The sequence below is a fragment of the Meiothermus hypogaeus genome (genome assembly GCF_003574035.1).
Classification (GTDB): Bacteria; Deinococcota; Deinococci; order Deinococcales; family Thermaceae; genus Meiothermus; species Meiothermus hypogaeus.
This window is the reverse complement of the sequence record NZ_QWKY01000019.1, coordinates 24,503-39,946: the sequence shown is the minus strand read 5'-3', so window position 1 is coordinate 39,946 and position 15,444 is coordinate 24,503. Positions and strand designations below refer to the sequence as shown.

Sequence of the window (15,444 nt, the reverse complement as noted above, 5' to 3'; positions counted from 1 at the left end):
AGGTATTGGCCACTCTCTTTGGTTTGAAGCACCTGCCCGGTAGGCTCACCACAAGGCCACCGGGCTGAAATCCGCCCCCAGCACCTCTTTGGGGTTGGCCGCAATCCAGTTCAGGGCGGTGGCGTAGACGTTGCGGAAATCGGTCTGGTATTTGAGAGCGTTGAGCTCGAGGTCTTCTAAGTCGGGTTCACTGCCAAACAACCCGCCCTTCACGCCACCTCCGAGTACCAACATCAGCCCACCCTCTCCGTGGTCGGTGCCAAAGGAGGCGTTTTCGGCGACCTGTCGCCCAAACTCGCTGAAAACCATAATCATTACGTCCCTATCCCGACCAATGGCCTTCATATCCGCACGAAAGGCGGCGGTAGCCTGGGCCACATAGCCCAGGAGCTCAGCCTGGCGCGGGGGTTGACCAGCGTGGGTGTCCCAGCCGCCTAGGGTGGTGTAGTAGACGCTGCTGCCCAGCCCCCCGGCAATCATGCGGGCGATGTCGCCCATGCTTCGGCCAAAGGCGTTGTCGGGGTACTGGGCGCGGTTTTTCACCTCGCGCAGCCGCCCGATTTTGTCCAGGGCCCCCTTCAGCGAGAGCATAGCCTGCCGCACCTGCTCGGCGGTACCGCTGCGGGCTAGGCGGGCCTCCTTGTTGAACGCTTCCTCGAACTGCCGAGGCAGCCGAATACTGAAGGCATCAATGCTGCTAATAGCAGGTGCGCTGCGCCGCTCGCCCATCTGGGCCTGGGGGGTGGCTCCGCCCAGGAAGGTGTCGCAGAAAGGGTCGTCCTGGAGATCGCCCCAGCGGCCCAGCCAGCCGGTTTCTTGCCTGCGGCTGGGGTCGGCGGTGTGCCAGATGGAAGTGGAAATAAAGTGACTGCGGTTGGGGTTGGGGTAGCCCACCTGCGGGATGATGGCCAGCTCACCGTTGTTCCACATCGACATCAGTGGTCTGAGTTCGGGGTGAAAGCCCAGTTTTTGCCCATTGGCTCCCAAATCCAGGACTTCCTCACGTTTGATGGCGATGTTGGGGCGCAGGCGGTAATACAGTTCGTTACGGTAGGGAATCAGGGTGTTGAGCTGGTCGTTGCCGCCAAACAGGTTGATGACCACCAGGATTTTGTCCCTGGACTGCGCCGCCAGAGCCGTTCTGGAGAGCAGCGAGGGTGCGCCCTGTCCCAGGGCCAGGGTCAGTAGGGATTTTTGGATAAAGTCGCGTCGGTTCATGTAAACCTCGTCAAGGGTTCTAAAGCTGACGTTACAGGAGCTGGGCCTCCGGCTTAACCAGGGCCAAAGCACCCCCGGCGTTGTCCATGAATACCTCGAGGTCGAGGCCGCGCTCCCGACCCGCAAAACCCGCCAGCACATTGAGCCGCGTGAGGAAGGGCGACTCGGCCAGCCAGGCCAGGCCCCCGTCCCACCCCGCCACATTGGGCGGGTCGAAAGGAATTTGTCCCATGGCTGCTAAAGCCTGGTAAAGCCCCCGCCCGGGTCGCTCCTCAAAATCCACCCTGCTAACCCCGGCGGCATACCACAGCCCCACCAGGTACTCCAGCGGGCTTTTGATGAGGGCATTGCGGTACTCCGGGTTGTAGAAGGCTTCGTGGGTGAAGAGCCAGCGCAAAAACTCTTTCGTTCCGCTGCTGCGGAAGACCCGCGCTCCCTCCTGCACCAGCGGCTCGGGGGGGTCGGGGCATAGATAAAACTTCAGCAGTTTACGCCCCACGAATTCGTAGGTCTTGGGGTGGGCAATCAGGATTTCCAGCACCTCCTCGCCAGATCTGATGCGCTTGCCCAGGAAGGTTTTCTCGCCCGTGTCGTGCCAGTTGCGGTTGAAAAAAAACTCGTAGGCCACATTGGCGCTGGCCTCGCGGGGCCGCTGGTTGCCGGGAAGCCGCACCGTCCAGCCGGTGAAAGCCCGCGCTGCTTCCAGGATGTCCTGCTCGGTATAGTGGCCGGGCCCGATGGTGTAAAGCTCGAGCAGTTCCCGCGCCCAGTTCTGGTTGGGGTGTTCCTTTCTGCTTTGGGCGTTGTTGAGGTAGAGGAGCATTACCGGATTACGGGCGATGGCCTTCAGAAGTTCGCCATAGGGCCCGTAGCCCAGTTGCCGGAAGGTGGCAAACTGGTTCCAGAAGTCTATGCCCTGGGCCCCCATGGTCTCGCGGAACTCCGAGGTCAGGTGGCCATGCCAGAAGAGCACCATCCGCTCGGCGGCGGGGGTAGGGGTGGTGAGCCAGTGGTTCAGCCAGAGTTGGCTGATTTCGCGGTGCTGCTGGCCGCGTTCGTTGCGGGTGGCGGCGGTGGTGTAGATGGGGGCCGGGGCCGGGTCGCGCAGCAGGTGGTCTACGGCGGCCTCGAGGCCCATCTCCACAAGTTGTTGGGCCTCCTGCTTTCGCCCTCTTGCGGCGGCCCGGCGCAGCAGGTGGGTGGCTTGGGGGTAGGTCAGTGCTCGAGCCATCGTGAATTTCCTCTTGGCTAGAAAATAGCCCACCTACCTGAAATCAGCCTTAAGGAAGATTACGAACGGCTAGAGGTCAGAGATCATCAGGGGTATGGAGCCCTCGCCTTTGCGGTGCCCGCATGATCTGGCATAAAATCCGCGACAAAGGAGCGTTATGAAAAAGTATCGTGTTGAATCCGGCAGGTCATTTCGCCTCGAGGATTTTGACCCCGACGACACCAGCGCCTTCAAGGGAGGTAAACAGGAAGCCCTGGTGGCGCTGGAAGCGCTTAACAAAAAGTTGGAAAGGCTACAAGAACTGCTCTTTGCCGAAGGCAAGCATAAGGTGCTGGTGGTGTTGCAGGCTATGGACGCTGGCGGCAAGGATGGCACCATCCGGGTGGTCTTCGACGGGGTAGACCCCAGCGGGGTGCGGGTGGCCAGCTTTGGCGTACCCACCGAGCATGAGCTGGCCCGCGATTACCTCTGGCGCGTGCATCAGCAGGTGCCCCGCAAGGGCGAGTTGGTCATCTTCAATCGCTCGCACTACGAAGACGTGCTGGTAGTACGGGTCAAGAACCTGGTGCCCAAAGAGGTCTGGCAAAAGCGTTACCACCACATCCGGGAGTTCGAACGAATGTTAGCCGACGAGGGCACTACCATCCTCAAGTTCTTTTTGCACATCTCCAAAGACGAGCAGCGTGAACGCCTGCAAGAGCGCCTGGACAACCCCGAGAAGCGCTGGAAGTTTCGCAAGGGCGATCTCGACGACCGCAAACTATGGGACCAGTACCAGGAAGCCTTCGAGGACGCCCTGCGCGAGACCAGCACCGCGTACGCCCCCTGGTACGTGATACCGGCTAACAAGAACTGGTATCGCAACTGGTTGGTGAGTAGCATCCTGGTCGAAACCCTGGAAAGCCTCAAGATGCAGTACCCCAAGCCGGAGATTGGCCTCGAGAAAATCGTGATCGAGTGAGCGGGCGTCCCTACCAGGGATTGGGCGCCGAGTAGACCCACTCCTGCCAGGTTTGCTGGGCTTTGCGTACCTGCTCGGGGTCGTTCTCGGGAGATTCTATGTGAAGAGCGCTCTAGTCGGGTCGTAATTTCCGTCGAACAGAAATCGCTCGAGCGGCAAAATGAAGCTGTATGCCAAAGGCTTACCAGGTTTATCAGAGGGTGTTGGAGGTGGGCCGGGACTATCTGGGCCGGCCCAAAGCCAGCGACCCGGAGACCGCAGAGGCCCTGCTGGGGCTGGATCAGGCTTCCTTTGCGGCTTTTACACACCGGCTCGGGCTGGGCAGCACCAAGCACCTGCGCTACACGGTGCTGCCCCTGGCCTGTGCCAGGCCGCCCCTGGGCCCCGTCCTGCGCGAGATGCTGGCCGCGGGGGCCAGCTTTGCCGAGCTGCACAAGCTGCAAAGCCGCTATCGCAGGCATGAACTGGAAATAGCCCAGCTCCAGGAAGCAGCCAAAGCACGGGCCTGGCGCAGCCTGCTGGTCAAGCGGCGGGCGCTGCCCAACTGGGCGACCAGGCCGGTCTGGATTTTTCCCACCGATGTACGGTTGCGTCGGCTCGAGGGTCTGAACCCTGCGATAGCCGAGGTGCTGGTGGAACGGTACAGCCGGCCGGGGGAGTGGGTGGTAGACCCCATGGCCGGCGAGGGGACGGTAGTGCAAAAAGCCCTCGAGCTGGGCCGCCAGGCCTGGGGGAGCGATCTGAACGGAGACGACTGCCTGGTGAAGCGGCTCGACATTGCCGACCTGGCCAAAGCCCTGGGCGAAGAGGTGGCCGATTTGCTGGTACTGCACCCGCCTACCTTTGCCTGGTTTGCCCAAAACGTCTTCGACCCCAAAATACACGAGCACCCCGAGACCGATTACGCCAACTGGCTCTCGGGGCACCTCGAGCATGCCCTGCCGGTGCTCAAACCCGGGGGGCGGCTGGTGCTGATTGTGCGGCCCGACCATAAGCCGCGCGGGCTGATCCGCAGGGACGGGCTGCTGCGGTGGGCGTTTGTGGCCCCTGTGGAAAACCTGTTGAGCGAGCAGGATATCGAGCCCCAGCACTACCACCTGGCTGTTTCAGAGGATGGCGAGGAGGACTGGAGCATTTTTGTGGGCCGGAAACCGACAGCAAACGGCTGACGGTGGGGCCCCTGCAAGCGGAGCAAGAAACCCACCCTTTGCAGATTACGCTTGGTCTAGCTCCTGAGCCGAACCTGAGCCTGGCAGATGGAAGTGCTTTGTGGGGCAGCCAGCATACCTAACTCCAGACCCTCTACTTCCGGCAGCTCTTCCAGCAGCCTCGAGACCCGCAGCAGCACATCTTGCAGGCTTTCCAGGTGGGCCTTGCCCGATAGGGGGGCCAGCATCTCTAGTGCTTCGATATCGGTAAGGGGGGTGATGCGGATGCCCAGTTGTTGCTCGCCCAACGGCAGACCCGTGAGTGCCAGCGTCAAAACCGGGCCAAACAGGGGGTCGCTCACGACCCGCAGGGTCAGGGCGATGCCCTCGCTGGAATCCGACACTTTTAGGCCAAAGTAGCCCAGCAGTTGCTTGGTATGTGCTGCGCTCAGGAGGCCTTTGGCTGTACCCACCAGCGCCCGGGCTTCATCTTCTTGTACCCCGTGGTCGGGAATTTCCCCAGGCGGTTTCTTGCGCCACTGGGCGTAGGCGTAAGCGGCCGCCAGGGCTTTCCCTGCCGACTCAGGGAAGCGGTACGAAGGAACCAGCTCTTCTCCCAGCCGCACCCGGGGCCGCCCAGAAGTCATGAAGCAGGTCAGGACTGGGATGCTCACGCCCTGTTCACGGGCTTCTTTCAGGGCGGTACGTAGAGCCTCGCCTACTTCATCCAGGGTGGCATAACCCAGGGGTACAAACAAAGCAATAGCAGCGTTATAACCGCTGGACAGGAGTTCGCGCGCTGCCGCCAGGTACTGCTCGGCGGAGGCACGGGAGCCCAGGTCGCGCACCTCGGCAACAAGCCCTTCGGCCTCGAGGGCGTCTTTGGCCAGATAAGCGGGCCCCGAGGCATTGGTAAGCATGGCCACCTTGGGGCCTTCCGGCAGGGGTTGGTGGGCCAGCATGGCCGCAATGTCGAACATCTCTTCCAGATTTTCGGCCCGCACCACCCCGGTTTGCTGGAAAAGGGCCTCCACCACCGGGTCACGTCCGGGTCGCACCGCCAGGATGGGCTTTTTGCGCCCTACCCGCCTGGCCAAGCGGGCAAACCGCCGGGGGTTGCCAAACGACTCCACATACAGCAGGATCAGTCCGGTATCGGGGTCTTCTTCCCAGTACTGGATCAGGTCGTTGGAGGAGATGTCAACCTTGGCCCCCAGCGACACAAAGTTGGAGAACCCCAACCCCATCTCGCGGGCGTATTCCAGCACGGCCAGCCCTACCGCGCCGCTCTGGCTGGACATGGCGATGCGTCCTTTAGGCGGTAGCCGGGAGGTCAGCCCGGCGCAAAGCTGCACTTCCGGGCTGGTGCTCATGAGGGCCAGCGAACCCGGCCCCAGGAGCCGCATCCCGTAGTGGCGACAGGTCTGTAACAGGGTTTTGATCTGGGGTGTCTCCATGTCGGTAGTCACCACCATCAGGGCCCGTACCCCTCGCTGTCCACAGGCTTCGGCGGCCTCGAGTACCTTGTCGCGGGGGGTGGTCACAATGGCCAGGTCAACCGGCCCCGGCACGGCTTTGATGGAGGTGTAGGCCAGCATCGAGCCCACCACCGGCACGTCGCCCGCCGCAGGGGTAGCCGCGGGATTCACCGGATAGACCGGGCCTTGAAAACGGTTCAGTATGAGGTGTTCCAGAACCTGGTAGCCTACGCTCTTGGGGTCGCGGGAGGCCCCCACCACCGCTACCCCCTTTGGACGCAAGACCGGCATCAGCGAGGCCACGGTAGCCACCCGCTCTCGCAGCTCGAACCTGGCGACCATTTCCGGGCTGGGTTCAATCTCAAAGCTGACCTCGACCTCACCGGAGTCGGTGTGGGACTCTACTTTAAAGCCGCTGGCTTTGAACACATCCAGCATCTGTTTGTTCTCGGCCAGGGTGAAAGCATGAAAACGCCGGATGCCCCGCTGAACGCCAATCAAGGCCAGTCGCTCGAGCAAGAGCGAACCCAGACCTTTGCCCTGATACCAGTCGTCTACCAGAAAAGCCACTTCGGCGGAGGTAGAACCCGGCCCCTCCTGCACATACTCCCCGGTGGCAATAATGCGCTCGGGGTCGCCCGAGAGTACCACCAGGGTGACCTTGTCCTCGTCTGGAGGCTTGCGAAGCAGCAGGTCGGCGGCAGTTTCGGGGCGGACTTCCGAGAAAAACCGGAAGGTGCGGGCCTGGGGCGAGAGGCGCTCGAGGAACTCCACAAACAAAGGCCGGTCTTCGGGTTTAGCGGGCCTCAGGGTGGCGGTGCGGCCATCCTTGAGCAGGATGGGACCGGACTCGAGGGCATATTGCGGGGTGGGGGGTGGAATGTAGCGTTGGGGCATAGAACCGTCCTGACTAACAGGATAGCGACATTCGCCTGGGAAGACTGTCCTCGTGCACCGGTAACTTATTTCGCGGTACGTTTTGAAGCATGTTGATTGCCCAAAATTGCGATGTGCGGCTTATTGAAGAGGAAAGTAGTGCATACCGAGCTATTGGTTACAAGACCGCTCGGATGAGGATTTGTCGGATTTTCCACAAACAAGCCGGACTGTGTAAGCGCCGGGAAAAGCAGCTATGGGTGAACATCCAATTGCTTTTCAGAACGCTGACGAACTCAGACCCAATGGCGTATGTTGGGCATATGAAACTTCGAGATCAGGTCATGCGACTGGGGGTACCGTGGTTTGTGGAAGGGCCTGCCTCGCGCCGCAGCTATGTTCAACTGTACCGCGCGCTGGAACAGAGCGGCCCACAAATTGTTGCTCGTATCCGTAAGTCCAGGTCGTCCCAGACGGGAAAAACCATCCGCCACATTATCGGCATCGAACGCTGGGGTCAGCGGCGGTTGCGGGTTGCGCTGGGTGAACCTTTGCTGATGGATGGGCACCACCCCTACAAGCCGCCCGAGGGCCTCACCCACGATAGACTGGCCGAGGAGTTCCAGGCCACCCGCCAGCAGACTTTGGCCCTGGTCAAGCGCTTGGAAGACCTTCCTGTCGGCGAAAAAATCCCCCACAACAGCCTGGGGCCCCTCTCGGTCAAGGGCTGGCTGTTTTACCTTAATCTTCATGCCGATCTAGAAAGCCGCCGGTTGCGCTAGCCCTGGTTCCATTTGGAATCAGTTGCGATTGGCTGTACTCTGAAAACATGCGGCTAAAGACGAAGTTTTGGCTCGAGTCCGACACGGGCAATTTTTTGCTGGGGCCGGGTACTTTACGCTTACTCGTAGCGGTAGCCGAGCGCGGCAGCCTCAAGGCCGGGGCTAAAGCCATCGGACTGAGCTACCGCGGCGCTTGGGACAGGCTTAAAAAAGCCGAGGAAGGGCTGGGCTTTCCACTTTTGGAGCGCCACTCCGGGGGAGAAGGCGGCGGGGGCAGCACGCTTACCACAGATGCCCTGGAGCTGGTCGAGCGGTACCGGCGTTTTGCTCAGGAATCAGAAGCAGAACTCGAGGCCCGTTTTGCCGTGGCTTTTGCCGACTGGCGTAAAGATACCGATGTTTTGCAGAACGTAAATGTAAAAAGAAACAAATGATAGTTTTTGATTATACATTTTGCACAATACAAGATATTTTACGCAAAGTGTTGACACAAAAAATGCTATATGTTAGTATTCAGATGCCAGACGCTTCATGTAACTCTCCCCGGTTGCCAGACCGGGGAGTCCTCCTTTTGGTAAAGGGCGCATTGATACGTAATACCAGATTCGGTCGGTTCGTCACAAAGGGTGGCACCGAGCGAAGTTATCCGAGTAGCGGAGGGCGATGCCGTCCGTAGTAAGGGGAGACGCTTTCTTCGCCAACCGACAGGGAGGGGTGTGCTCTAGGATTCAAAAAGACAACCTACAGTTTTTTTGGTTTTGTAAACTGTCTTTTTGAATCCGGTATCAAAAGCTATATGGAGTTTCAGATTTCCGGATTGAAGGCCGCTGGAGCTACTGCTTCGGGGCGCTTGGCCTGGGCAATAATCTCGCGCACGCGCTCACCCTGTACAATTTCCGACTCCAGAAGTTCCTCGGAGAGTTGGTGTACGGCCTTGGCGTTGTCGGATAATACCTGTTTGGCTTTTTCGTAGGCCCGGTCCAGAATAGCGCGTATATCAGCGTCGATAAGGCGACTGGTCTCTTCGGAGTGGTCCTGTTTCTTAGCAATTTCCTCACCCAAGAAGATAGGCCCTGTGTTGGAGCCCCAGGCCACGTTTTTGAAGTGGTCGCCCATGCCCCAGTCCAGCACCATTTGCTTGGCCAGACTGGTGGCTTGTTTGAAATCGTTGGAGGCCCCGGTGGTGATGGTACCGACAAATAATTCTTCTGCAGCCCGGCCTGCCAGGGTCATAGCCAGGGTATCCTCGAGGTGTTCCTTGCTCATCAGGATGCGTTCCTCGGGCTTGCTCCAGCGTACCCCCAGGGCCATACCTCTGGGCACAATCGAGACCTTCTCGGTCTTGTCGGCATAGGGCAGCACCTCACCCGCAATCGCGTGACCCGCTTCGTGGTAGGCCACGGCCCGCTTCTCCTGCTCGCTGAGCTTCAGGGTTCCCCGTTCCAGACCCAGCATAATTTTGTCGAGCGCGGTCTGGAAGTGTGCGTTGGTAATCTCGGTGGCGTTTTCGCGAGCGGCTTGCAAGGCGGCTTCGTTGACCAGGTTTTTCAGGTCGGCTCCGCTGAACTGCGGGGTGAGGCGGGCCAGGTTGTTCACGTCCACATCGGGGGCGAACTTCTTGCCCCGCATGTGTACCTGCAAAATCTCCTTGCGTTCTTCCAGGGTGGGGAGCCCAATAACCACCTGGCGGTCAAAGCGCCCCGGGCGCAACAGGGCCGGATCCAGAATGTCCGGGCGGTTGGTCGCCGCCAGCACGATGACACTGGTGTCCTTCTCGAAGCCGTCCATCTCGGAAAGAATCTGGTTGAGGGTCTGTTCCCGCTCGTCGTGGCCGCCGCCAATGCCAGCACCGCGCTTGCGTCCAATCGAGTCGAGCTCATCGATAAAGATGATGGCCGGGGCGTTGCGGCGGGCTTCCTCAAACAAGGTGCGCACCCGGCTGGCCCCCACCCCCACAAACATCTCCATGAACTCCGAGGCCGAAACCGAGAAGAAAGGCACACCCGCTTCCCCGGCTACGGCGCGGGTCAGGAGGGTTTTACCGGTGCCAGGCGGCCCGACCAGCAGCACACCCTTGGGAATCTCGGCCCCAATGGCAATGTACTTCTGCGGGTTCTTGAGGAAGTCCACCACTTCCATCAGTTCTCGCTTGGCTTCGTTATGCCCGGCCACATCCTTGAAGGTGGTACTGACCCTTCGCTCCTTGCCATACTGCCGGGCCCGGCTCTGCCCAAACTGCATGACCTGACCTGCTCCCCCCTGCGAACGCATGAAGAAGAACCACCAGAAGCCAATCAGGAGCAGAATCGGCAAGAGGGTAAACAGCAACTGTCCCCACACGCTGGGGGGGCGGTTGGTAATCTCGACCCCATTCTGGCGCAGCAGGTTGGTGAACTGCGGGTCGCTGAAGCCCGGAGGGAGCGCGATGACGGTAAAGCGATCGGTGGTTTCGGTGGCGTTGCCAACCTGAATGCGCTCAGGGGCTTTGAAAAAGCCGTTGATACGGCCCTCTTGCAACACCACCCGGGCGACCTTGCCTTGCTCGACATAGGCTATAAAATCGCTATACGACACGGTGGTGCGGGTGTTGTTGCTGCCGCCAAATAGGGTAAAGAGCCAATAGGCCAGGATGACGACAACTATCAAGCTCCAGGGATTGATGCGCGTAGGCAAAACGTAACCTCCATTGGGTGCCCGCCAGGCGGGCGATGCATAATCCACCGACTGAGCGGCGAACTGACGCACCTTAACTGAGTATATGGTACTCAATCCCGCTGTGAGGAATGAGTCCTAGGGTGTAAAGCGGTTCGGGGAGAGGCTTTAAGCTACATCCAGTTTGCAAATCCGCATGGCACGTTGGCAAAACCACACCGCTCCCGGCAATACCTGGTGGCTTGTGAGCGAATCCTTTGGCCAGGCCCTGAATCGGCAGGCTGCAAGAAGGTGCTGGTCAGCAACCCCACCTGATATCGAACATTATAAGGACAGTTTAAGAAACCCCAGAGGTTGTCTTATTGAAACTCCTTTCGGTTGGGTTGATTTGGTCAACGTTCAGTAATGAATCAACCGAATCGAGTATGAATAGAGAAAATCGCCCCTAAGCGACCTCGCAGGATAGATAAGCTGGAGAGGGCTGGCGTTTTGGTAGCGAGTTTCATTGATTTGAGCTTGTAGCCTGTTGCTTATCCTGCAGCACTCATTGCTTTCAGCTTTCCGCCTTATGATGGGTAGCAATGCAAGCGGTTCTCGAGGCCCTCTACCAAGGCGACTACGACACGGCGTTTGAGACGCTGGTACGCACATTGGCGCTGGCGCAGGGGCAGGATGCAGCCGAGGCGGCCTTGCTGCTGGCGGAGGCATATTCGCTGTATGGGGAAGGGGGTATCGAGGGGGCCAACCGGGCCCTGGAAGAAGGTCTGGGCAGTGTACCCACCCTCGAGGCCCACCCCCGTTACCGTGCCATTTTGGGCGAGATGCGGGCCCTGGAAGGGGCCTCGGAAGAAGATGTGCGGCAAATTTTGCCCCAGACCACCGATCCACGTGCGCTCTACCATCGGGCCCAGGCCCTGATGTACCTGGGCTTGCCAGAAGAGGCGCTGGAGATTCTGAACCGGCCCCTCGAGCTACCCGCTTTCCTGGCCTGGCGGGCCCACACTTTGCGGGGCAAGGCCCTGGAGCGCCTGGGCCAGGCCGCTGAGGCGGCTGCTGCCTACAAGGACGCCGCACGGCTGGCGGTGGGGCTGGAACACTACTGGAACCTGATAGATGCAGCGGCAATGTTCGTGGAGGCCGGAATGGGCCAGGAAGCCCTGGAGGCCCTGCGGGAAGCAGAGCCCGACGCCCCCGAGATCGAGGACCCGGAAGATGCGGCCACCCGCTACTACCTCGAGGCCCGCAGCCAGCTTTTGTTGGGTAACCCCAGCCTGGCCCTCGAGGCCATCCAGCGCGCTTTGGCCAAAGAGCGAGAAGGAGCCGAAGCGGCCCACGGCACCCCCCTCGTACACGGACAGGCCCTCATGCAACTGGGCTACCCCCGCGAAGCCATCGAAGCTTTCCGCGAGGCCGTACGGCGGGCCGAAGACTCCGACAAAAGCTATGCCCTGCACGAACTGGCGGTCGCCTGCCTGGAGGCGGGTGAGTTGGCCGAAGCAGAGTCGGCCCTACGTGAGGTCATGCGTGACCCCGAGTATGGCTACCTGGGTGAAGCCTATGGCGATCTGGCCGAGATTCTCTACCGCCTGGGCCGCTACGAGGAGGCTTCTCAGGCCGCCCAACAGGCCATCCGACTAGGCAGTCCGAGTGCGGGGTATCTGATTCTGGGCAACCTGGCTTACGACCTGCTGCACCTGGAGGAGGCCCTCGAGCACTACACCAAAGCCTGTGAAGAAGCCCCCGAAGGCAGCCGCGACTGGGTCACGGCCCAGCAAATGGTGGTGGATACCCTGGTGCAGTTGGGGTTTCGTCGCCCTGACGAGATCGTTTCGCGTAGCGAAGCGGTGTTGTCTTACTTGCACCCGGCGGACGAATGGCACCAGACCCTCAGCAACTACCTCGAGCGGGCCAGAAGCCTGATGGGTGGGAGTCGAACGCTCAACTGATACCGGTCTTCAGTCGCCCCGAAACCCGCTTAGTCTGATGGGCTGGTTAAGCCGGGCGCTCTCGTAGGCAGCCAGCACCAACCGCACAGCTTCCAGGCCGTCCTCGCCGCTGCAAATGACCGGGCGTTCGCCCCTGATAGCAGCGAGGAAGTTATCTATGTGCCGTGTGTGATTGGAAGCCCCGGCAAAGTCATAGAGGGCTACGTCTGGTTCGGCCCAGGTCGTGCCCGGTGAGGTGCGGAAGCTATGGCGTAAAACCGACTTACCCAAGCGGTTGGTGTACTCGAGCGCGCCTTCGGTGCCGTAAATCCAAAAACCCTCTTCCCATCCCGTGGCCGACCAGGAAGCCTCCACCTCACCGATAGCTCCGCTGGTAAAGCGCAGCGAGGCGTGGGCGGTGTCTTCTACCTCGATGGGGAACTTGAGCGAGGCAACGCGGGCGAAGATTTCCTCTACCGGGCCGCCAAAATAACGGGCCAGGTCGAACATGTGGCAGCCGTTGTCGAGCAGCGTTCCGCCGCCAGCCAGGGCCTTCTTGCCAAAGGAATCCCGTACCTGGGGGCTTCCGCCCCAGTCGTGGGCCTGACGCAAGCGGATGAAGGTAACGCGGCCCAGCGCACCACTATCCAGGATTTGCTTGGCCTTGAAGGCAGCTCCGTTGGAGCGCAGGTGGTGGTTGATTTGCAGCGTCACGCCGGCTCTGGCAGCGGCCCGGATCATGGCCCTGGCCTCGCGAATGGACAGCGAGATGGGCTTTTCGCACAGGACGTGCTTGCCGACCCTGACCGCCGCGAGGGTGACGGGGTAGTGGAGCGCATTGGGGGTACAGACCGAAACGGCTTCAATCTCCTTTAGCTTCAGCAGGTCGCGGTAATCGCTAAAAACCTGGGGGATATTCCATTCGCGTTGGCGGGCCTCGAGGGCAGCAGGATTGATGTCGGCCAGCGCCACCACCTCGGCGCCGCCGGCCACGTAGCCTTTGTAGTGCGACAGCGCTATACCGCCCGCACCGATAATGCCCACCTTCATAGGGGCTCCAGCGGGGCCTGATTGGGGGCTTGGGTCACGTCCAGGTTGACCCGCTGCCGGGCCCAGACGCAGGCATTGGCCAGGATGCGCAGGATGTGGGGGTGGTGGTAAGTGGGAAAGGTTTCGTGGCCGGGGCGGAAGTAGAAAACGCGCCCGTGGCCCCGCCTCCAGGTGCAAGCGCTGCGGAATACCTCGCCCCCTTGAAACCAGGAGATCATCAAGAGTTCCTCGGGCTCGGGGATGTCGAAGCGTTCGCTGTACATCTCCTCCTGGGGCAACTCAAAGTACTCGGGAATGCCCTGCAGGATGGGGTGGTCGGGGCGCAGGTTCCACAGGCGCTCGCGTTCGCCGGCCTCGCGCCACTTGAGGCTGCAAAAAGTGCCCATCAGGCGCTTGAATACCCTGGCGTAGTGGCCTGAGTGCAGCACGATCAGGCCCATGCCCGACAGTACCCGCAACTGTACCCGCTCCACCACGGCCTCACTTACCTGGTCGTGGGCCAGATGCCCCCACCACAGCAACACCTCGGTGTCGTCCAGAACGGCCTGGCTCAGCCCATGCTCAGGCTCCTCGAGGGTAGCTGTACGCACCTTAAAGTCGCCCAGGCCCTGCAAGCCTTGCGCAATGGCGCCGTGAATTCCCTGAGGGTAGATGTGGCGAACGGCTTCGTTCCTGCGCTCATGCAGGTATTCGTTCCAGATGGTCACTTTGGTCATAGGGTTGCCGGGTTCCTCTCTGCTTCCTGCGTCACTATATCGCAGGCTAGGGGAGGTCCAGGGCTCGGCAGTGGGGTGTGGAGCACGAAGCGGGATATCCTGTAGCCCAACACCCGCAAGCAGTTTGTCAGTACGCTACAGGAGGAAGACATGGGGCAAAAAGTAGGGGTAGTGGGAACCGGATTTATCGGCCCGGTGCATGTGGAGGCGCTTCGGCGGCTGGGGGTGGAGGTCGGGGGCGTGCTGGGTTCGTCGCCGTCTAAATCCGACGCGGCCGCCCAGAAATTGGGACTTCCCAAAGGCTATGCCAGCTATGCCGAGATGCTCTCCGATACTGAAATTACGGTAGTGCACCTGGCCAGCCCCAACCGGTTTCACCTGGGGCAGGTGCTGGCGGCGCTCGAGGCAGGCAAGCATGTGATCTGTGAAAAGCCCCTGGGTATGAACACCCAGGAAACCCGGCAACTGGTTGCAGCCGCGAAGCGACACCCCAAACAGGTTACGGCGATCAACTACAACCTCCGTTTTTATCCACACAACCTCCAGGCCCGCAGCATGGTGCGCTCAGGGGCCGTTGGTGAAGTGCTGCATATTCGGGGCAGCTACATGCAGGACTGGCTTTTGTACCCCACCGACTTTAACTGGCGGGTACTGGCCTCACAAGGGGGTGAGCTGCGGGCTGTTGGCGATATCGGCACCCACTGGCTCGACCTGATTACCTTCATCACCGGCCTCGAGGTTGAGAGCGTGATGGCCGACCTCTACACCGTTCATCCGGTACGGCAGCAACCACCCCAGAGCTCACTGGAAACCTTTAGCAGGCAAAAGGGCCGCAAGAAACCGGCCGCCACCCCGGTCAAGATTGACACCGAGGACTACGCCAGCGTGTTGCTGCGCTTCAAGGGCGGGCAGCGGGGGGTGCTGACGGTCTCGCAGGTGACCGCCGGGCGCAAGAACGCGATTGAGTACGAGATTGCCGGAAGCAAACAGGCCCTGGCATGGCAGGGCGAACGCCCGGAGGAGCTCTGGATTGGGGGGCGCAACGAGGCCAACCGCATCCTGTTGCGCGACCCAGGGCTGCTCAGCGAGGTCGCTGCTGCCTACACCAGCTACCCCGGCGGCCATGCTGAGGGTTTTCCCGATACCTTCAAGCAACTCTACAAAGCCATCTATGCCGATATCGGGGCAGGCAGACCCAGCAAAAACCCGCTATACGCTACCTTCGTGGATGGTCACAAGGCACTGGCTTTGTGTGAGGCGATTCTGGCGAGCAGCAAGGCGGGTAAGTGGACCAAAGTGAAGTATTGAGGAGACCAGGAATGGCTATGTTCGATGTACCGCCAATGCTTCGTTTTCGATTAGCTGATTGCCCTGAGCCTGCGGCTAAAAGCACCAGATGCCCGAGCC

At 60.6% G+C, this 15,444-nt stretch carries 12 protein-coding genes; 6 read left to right on the top strand and 6 right to left on the bottom strand.

All coding sequences use genetic code 11. The features are described 5' to 3' along the window. Positions 1 to 45: 45 nt before the first annotated feature. Positions 46 to 1,218, bottom strand: coding sequence for a DUF1501 domain-containing protein (locus Mhypo_RS07025; protein ID WP_119340585.1), 1,173 nt, complete (start codon positions 1,216 to 1,218; stop codon positions 46 to 48). Between the two features lie 31 nt (positions 1,219 to 1,249). Further along, a complete protein-coding gene (locus Mhypo_RS07020) occupies positions 1,250 to 2,449 on the bottom strand; it encodes a DUF1800 domain-containing protein (protein WP_119340584.1) in 1,200 nt (399 codons plus the stop codon). 157 nt (positions 2,450 to 2,606) lie between these two features. Here Mhypo_RS07020 and Mhypo_RS07015 point away from each other — a divergent pair, with 157 nt between their 5' ends. Beyond that, positions 2,607 to 3,410: an AMP/ADP-polyphosphate phosphotransferase gene (locus Mhypo_RS07015; RefSeq protein WP_119340583.1), complete on the top strand. Its 804-nt coding sequence runs from the start codon at positions 2,607 to 2,609 to the stop codon at positions 3,408 to 3,410. Positions 3,411 to 3,580: 170 nt separating this feature from the next. Further along, positions 3,581 to 4,579 carry a TRM11 family SAM-dependent methyltransferase gene (locus tag Mhypo_RS07010; protein ID WP_119340582.1) on the top strand — a complete coding sequence of 333 codons (999 nt, stop codon included), beginning with the start codon at positions 3,581 to 3,583 and terminating at the stop codon, positions 4,577 to 4,579. A gap of 56 nt (positions 4,580 to 4,635) precedes the next feature. On the opposite strand, the gene Mhypo_RS07005 is transcribed toward Mhypo_RS07010, so the two are convergent. Next, positions 4,636 to 6,933 carry a bifunctional acetate--CoA ligase family protein/GNAT family N-acetyltransferase gene (locus Mhypo_RS07005; protein WP_119340581.1) on the bottom strand — a complete coding sequence of 766 codons (2,298 nt, stop codon included), beginning with the start codon at positions 6,931 to 6,933 and terminating at the stop codon, positions 4,636 to 4,638. 302 nt (positions 6,934 to 7,235) lie between these two features. Between Mhypo_RS07005 and Mhypo_RS07000 the strand changes: the two genes are divergently transcribed. After that, positions 7,236 to 7,694, top strand: coding sequence for a DinB family protein (locus tag Mhypo_RS07000; RefSeq protein WP_170148236.1), 459 nt, complete (start codon positions 7,236 to 7,238; stop codon positions 7,692 to 7,694). Positions 7,695 to 7,741: 47 nt separating this feature from the next. Further along, positions 7,742 to 8,128, top strand: a complete 387-nt coding sequence (locus tag Mhypo_RS06995; RefSeq protein ID WP_119340579.1) for a winged helix-turn-helix domain-containing protein — start codon at positions 7,742 to 7,744, stop codon at positions 8,126 to 8,128. Between the two features lie 370 nt (positions 8,129 to 8,498). Here the strand turns inward: Mhypo_RS06995 and ftsH are convergent, their stop codons facing one another. Then, on the bottom strand, positions 8,499 to 10,367 hold the full coding sequence (gene ftsH / locus Mhypo_RS06990) for an ATP-dependent zinc metalloprotease FtsH (protein WP_119340578.1): 1,869 nt from the start codon (positions 10,365 to 10,367) through the stop codon (positions 8,499 to 8,501). 560 nt (positions 10,368 to 10,927) lie between these two features. Here ftsH and Mhypo_RS06985 point away from each other — a divergent pair. Next, positions 10,928 to 12,292 (top strand): tetratricopeptide repeat protein, encoded by a 1,365-nt coding sequence (locus Mhypo_RS06985; protein ID WP_119340577.1) that lies wholly within the window; start codon positions 10,928 to 10,930, stop codon positions 12,290 to 12,292. A 9-nt stretch (positions 12,293 to 12,301) separates the two neighbouring features. On the opposite strand, the gene Mhypo_RS06980 is transcribed toward Mhypo_RS06985, so the two are convergent. Continuing rightward, positions 12,302 to 13,321, bottom strand: a complete 1,020-nt coding sequence (locus Mhypo_RS06980; protein ID WP_119340576.1) for a Gfo/Idh/MocA family protein — start codon at positions 13,319 to 13,321, stop codon at positions 12,302 to 12,304. Next, on the bottom strand, positions 13,318 to 14,037 hold the full coding sequence (locus tag Mhypo_RS06975) for a ThuA domain-containing protein (protein ID WP_119340575.1): 720 nt from the start codon (positions 14,035 to 14,037) through the stop codon (positions 13,318 to 13,320). The genes Mhypo_RS06980 and Mhypo_RS06975 overlap by 4 nt, the downstream gene beginning before the upstream one ends. 150 nt (positions 14,038 to 14,187) lie before the next feature. Here Mhypo_RS06975 and Mhypo_RS06970 point away from each other — a divergent pair, with 150 nt between their 5' ends. Next, positions 14,188 to 15,345, top strand: a complete 1,158-nt coding sequence (locus Mhypo_RS06970) for a Gfo/Idh/MocA family protein (RefSeq protein ID WP_119340574.1) — start codon at positions 14,188 to 14,190, stop codon at positions 15,343 to 15,345. The last annotated feature ends 99 nt before the right edge of the window (positions 15,346 to 15,444 follow it).

Coding starts and splice junctions, on each gene's coding strand:
- Mhypo_RS07020 (WP_119340584.1), bottom strand. CDS start 2,449: ATGGCTCGAGCACTGACCTACCCCCAAGCCACCCACCTGCTGCGCCGG.
- Mhypo_RS06980 (WP_119340576.1), bottom strand. CDS start 13,321: ATGAAGGTGGGCATTATCGGTGCGGGCGGTATAGCGCTGTCGCACTAC.
- Mhypo_RS07005 (WP_119340581.1), bottom strand. CDS start 6,933: ATGCCCCAACGCTACATTCCACCCCCCACCCCGCAATATGCCCTCGAG.
- Mhypo_RS07010 (WP_119340582.1), top strand. CDS start 3,581: ATGCCAAAGGCTTACCAGGTTTATCAGAGGGTGTTGGAGGTGGGCCGG.
- Mhypo_RS06985 (WP_119340577.1), top strand. CDS start 10,928: ATGCAAGCGGTTCTCGAGGCCCTCTACCAAGGCGACTACGACACGGCG.
- Mhypo_RS07000 (WP_170148236.1), top strand. CDS start 7,236: ATGAAACTTCGAGATCAGGTCATGCGACTGGGGGTACCGTGGTTTGTG.
- Mhypo_RS07025 (WP_119340585.1), bottom strand. CDS start 1,218: ATGAACCGACGCGACTTTATCCAAAAATCCCTACTGACCCTGGCCCTG.
- Mhypo_RS06995 (WP_119340579.1), top strand. CDS start 7,742: ATGCGGCTAAAGACGAAGTTTTGGCTCGAGTCCGACACGGGCAATTTT.
- Mhypo_RS07015 (WP_119340583.1), top strand. CDS start 2,607: ATGAAAAAGTATCGTGTTGAATCCGGCAGGTCATTTCGCCTCGAGGAT.
- Mhypo_RS06970 (WP_119340574.1), top strand. CDS start 14,188: ATGGGGCAAAAAGTAGGGGTAGTGGGAACCGGATTTATCGGCCCGGTG.
- Mhypo_RS06975 (WP_119340575.1), bottom strand. CDS start 14,037: ATGACCAAAGTGACCATCTGGAACGAATACCTGCATGAGCGCAGGAAC.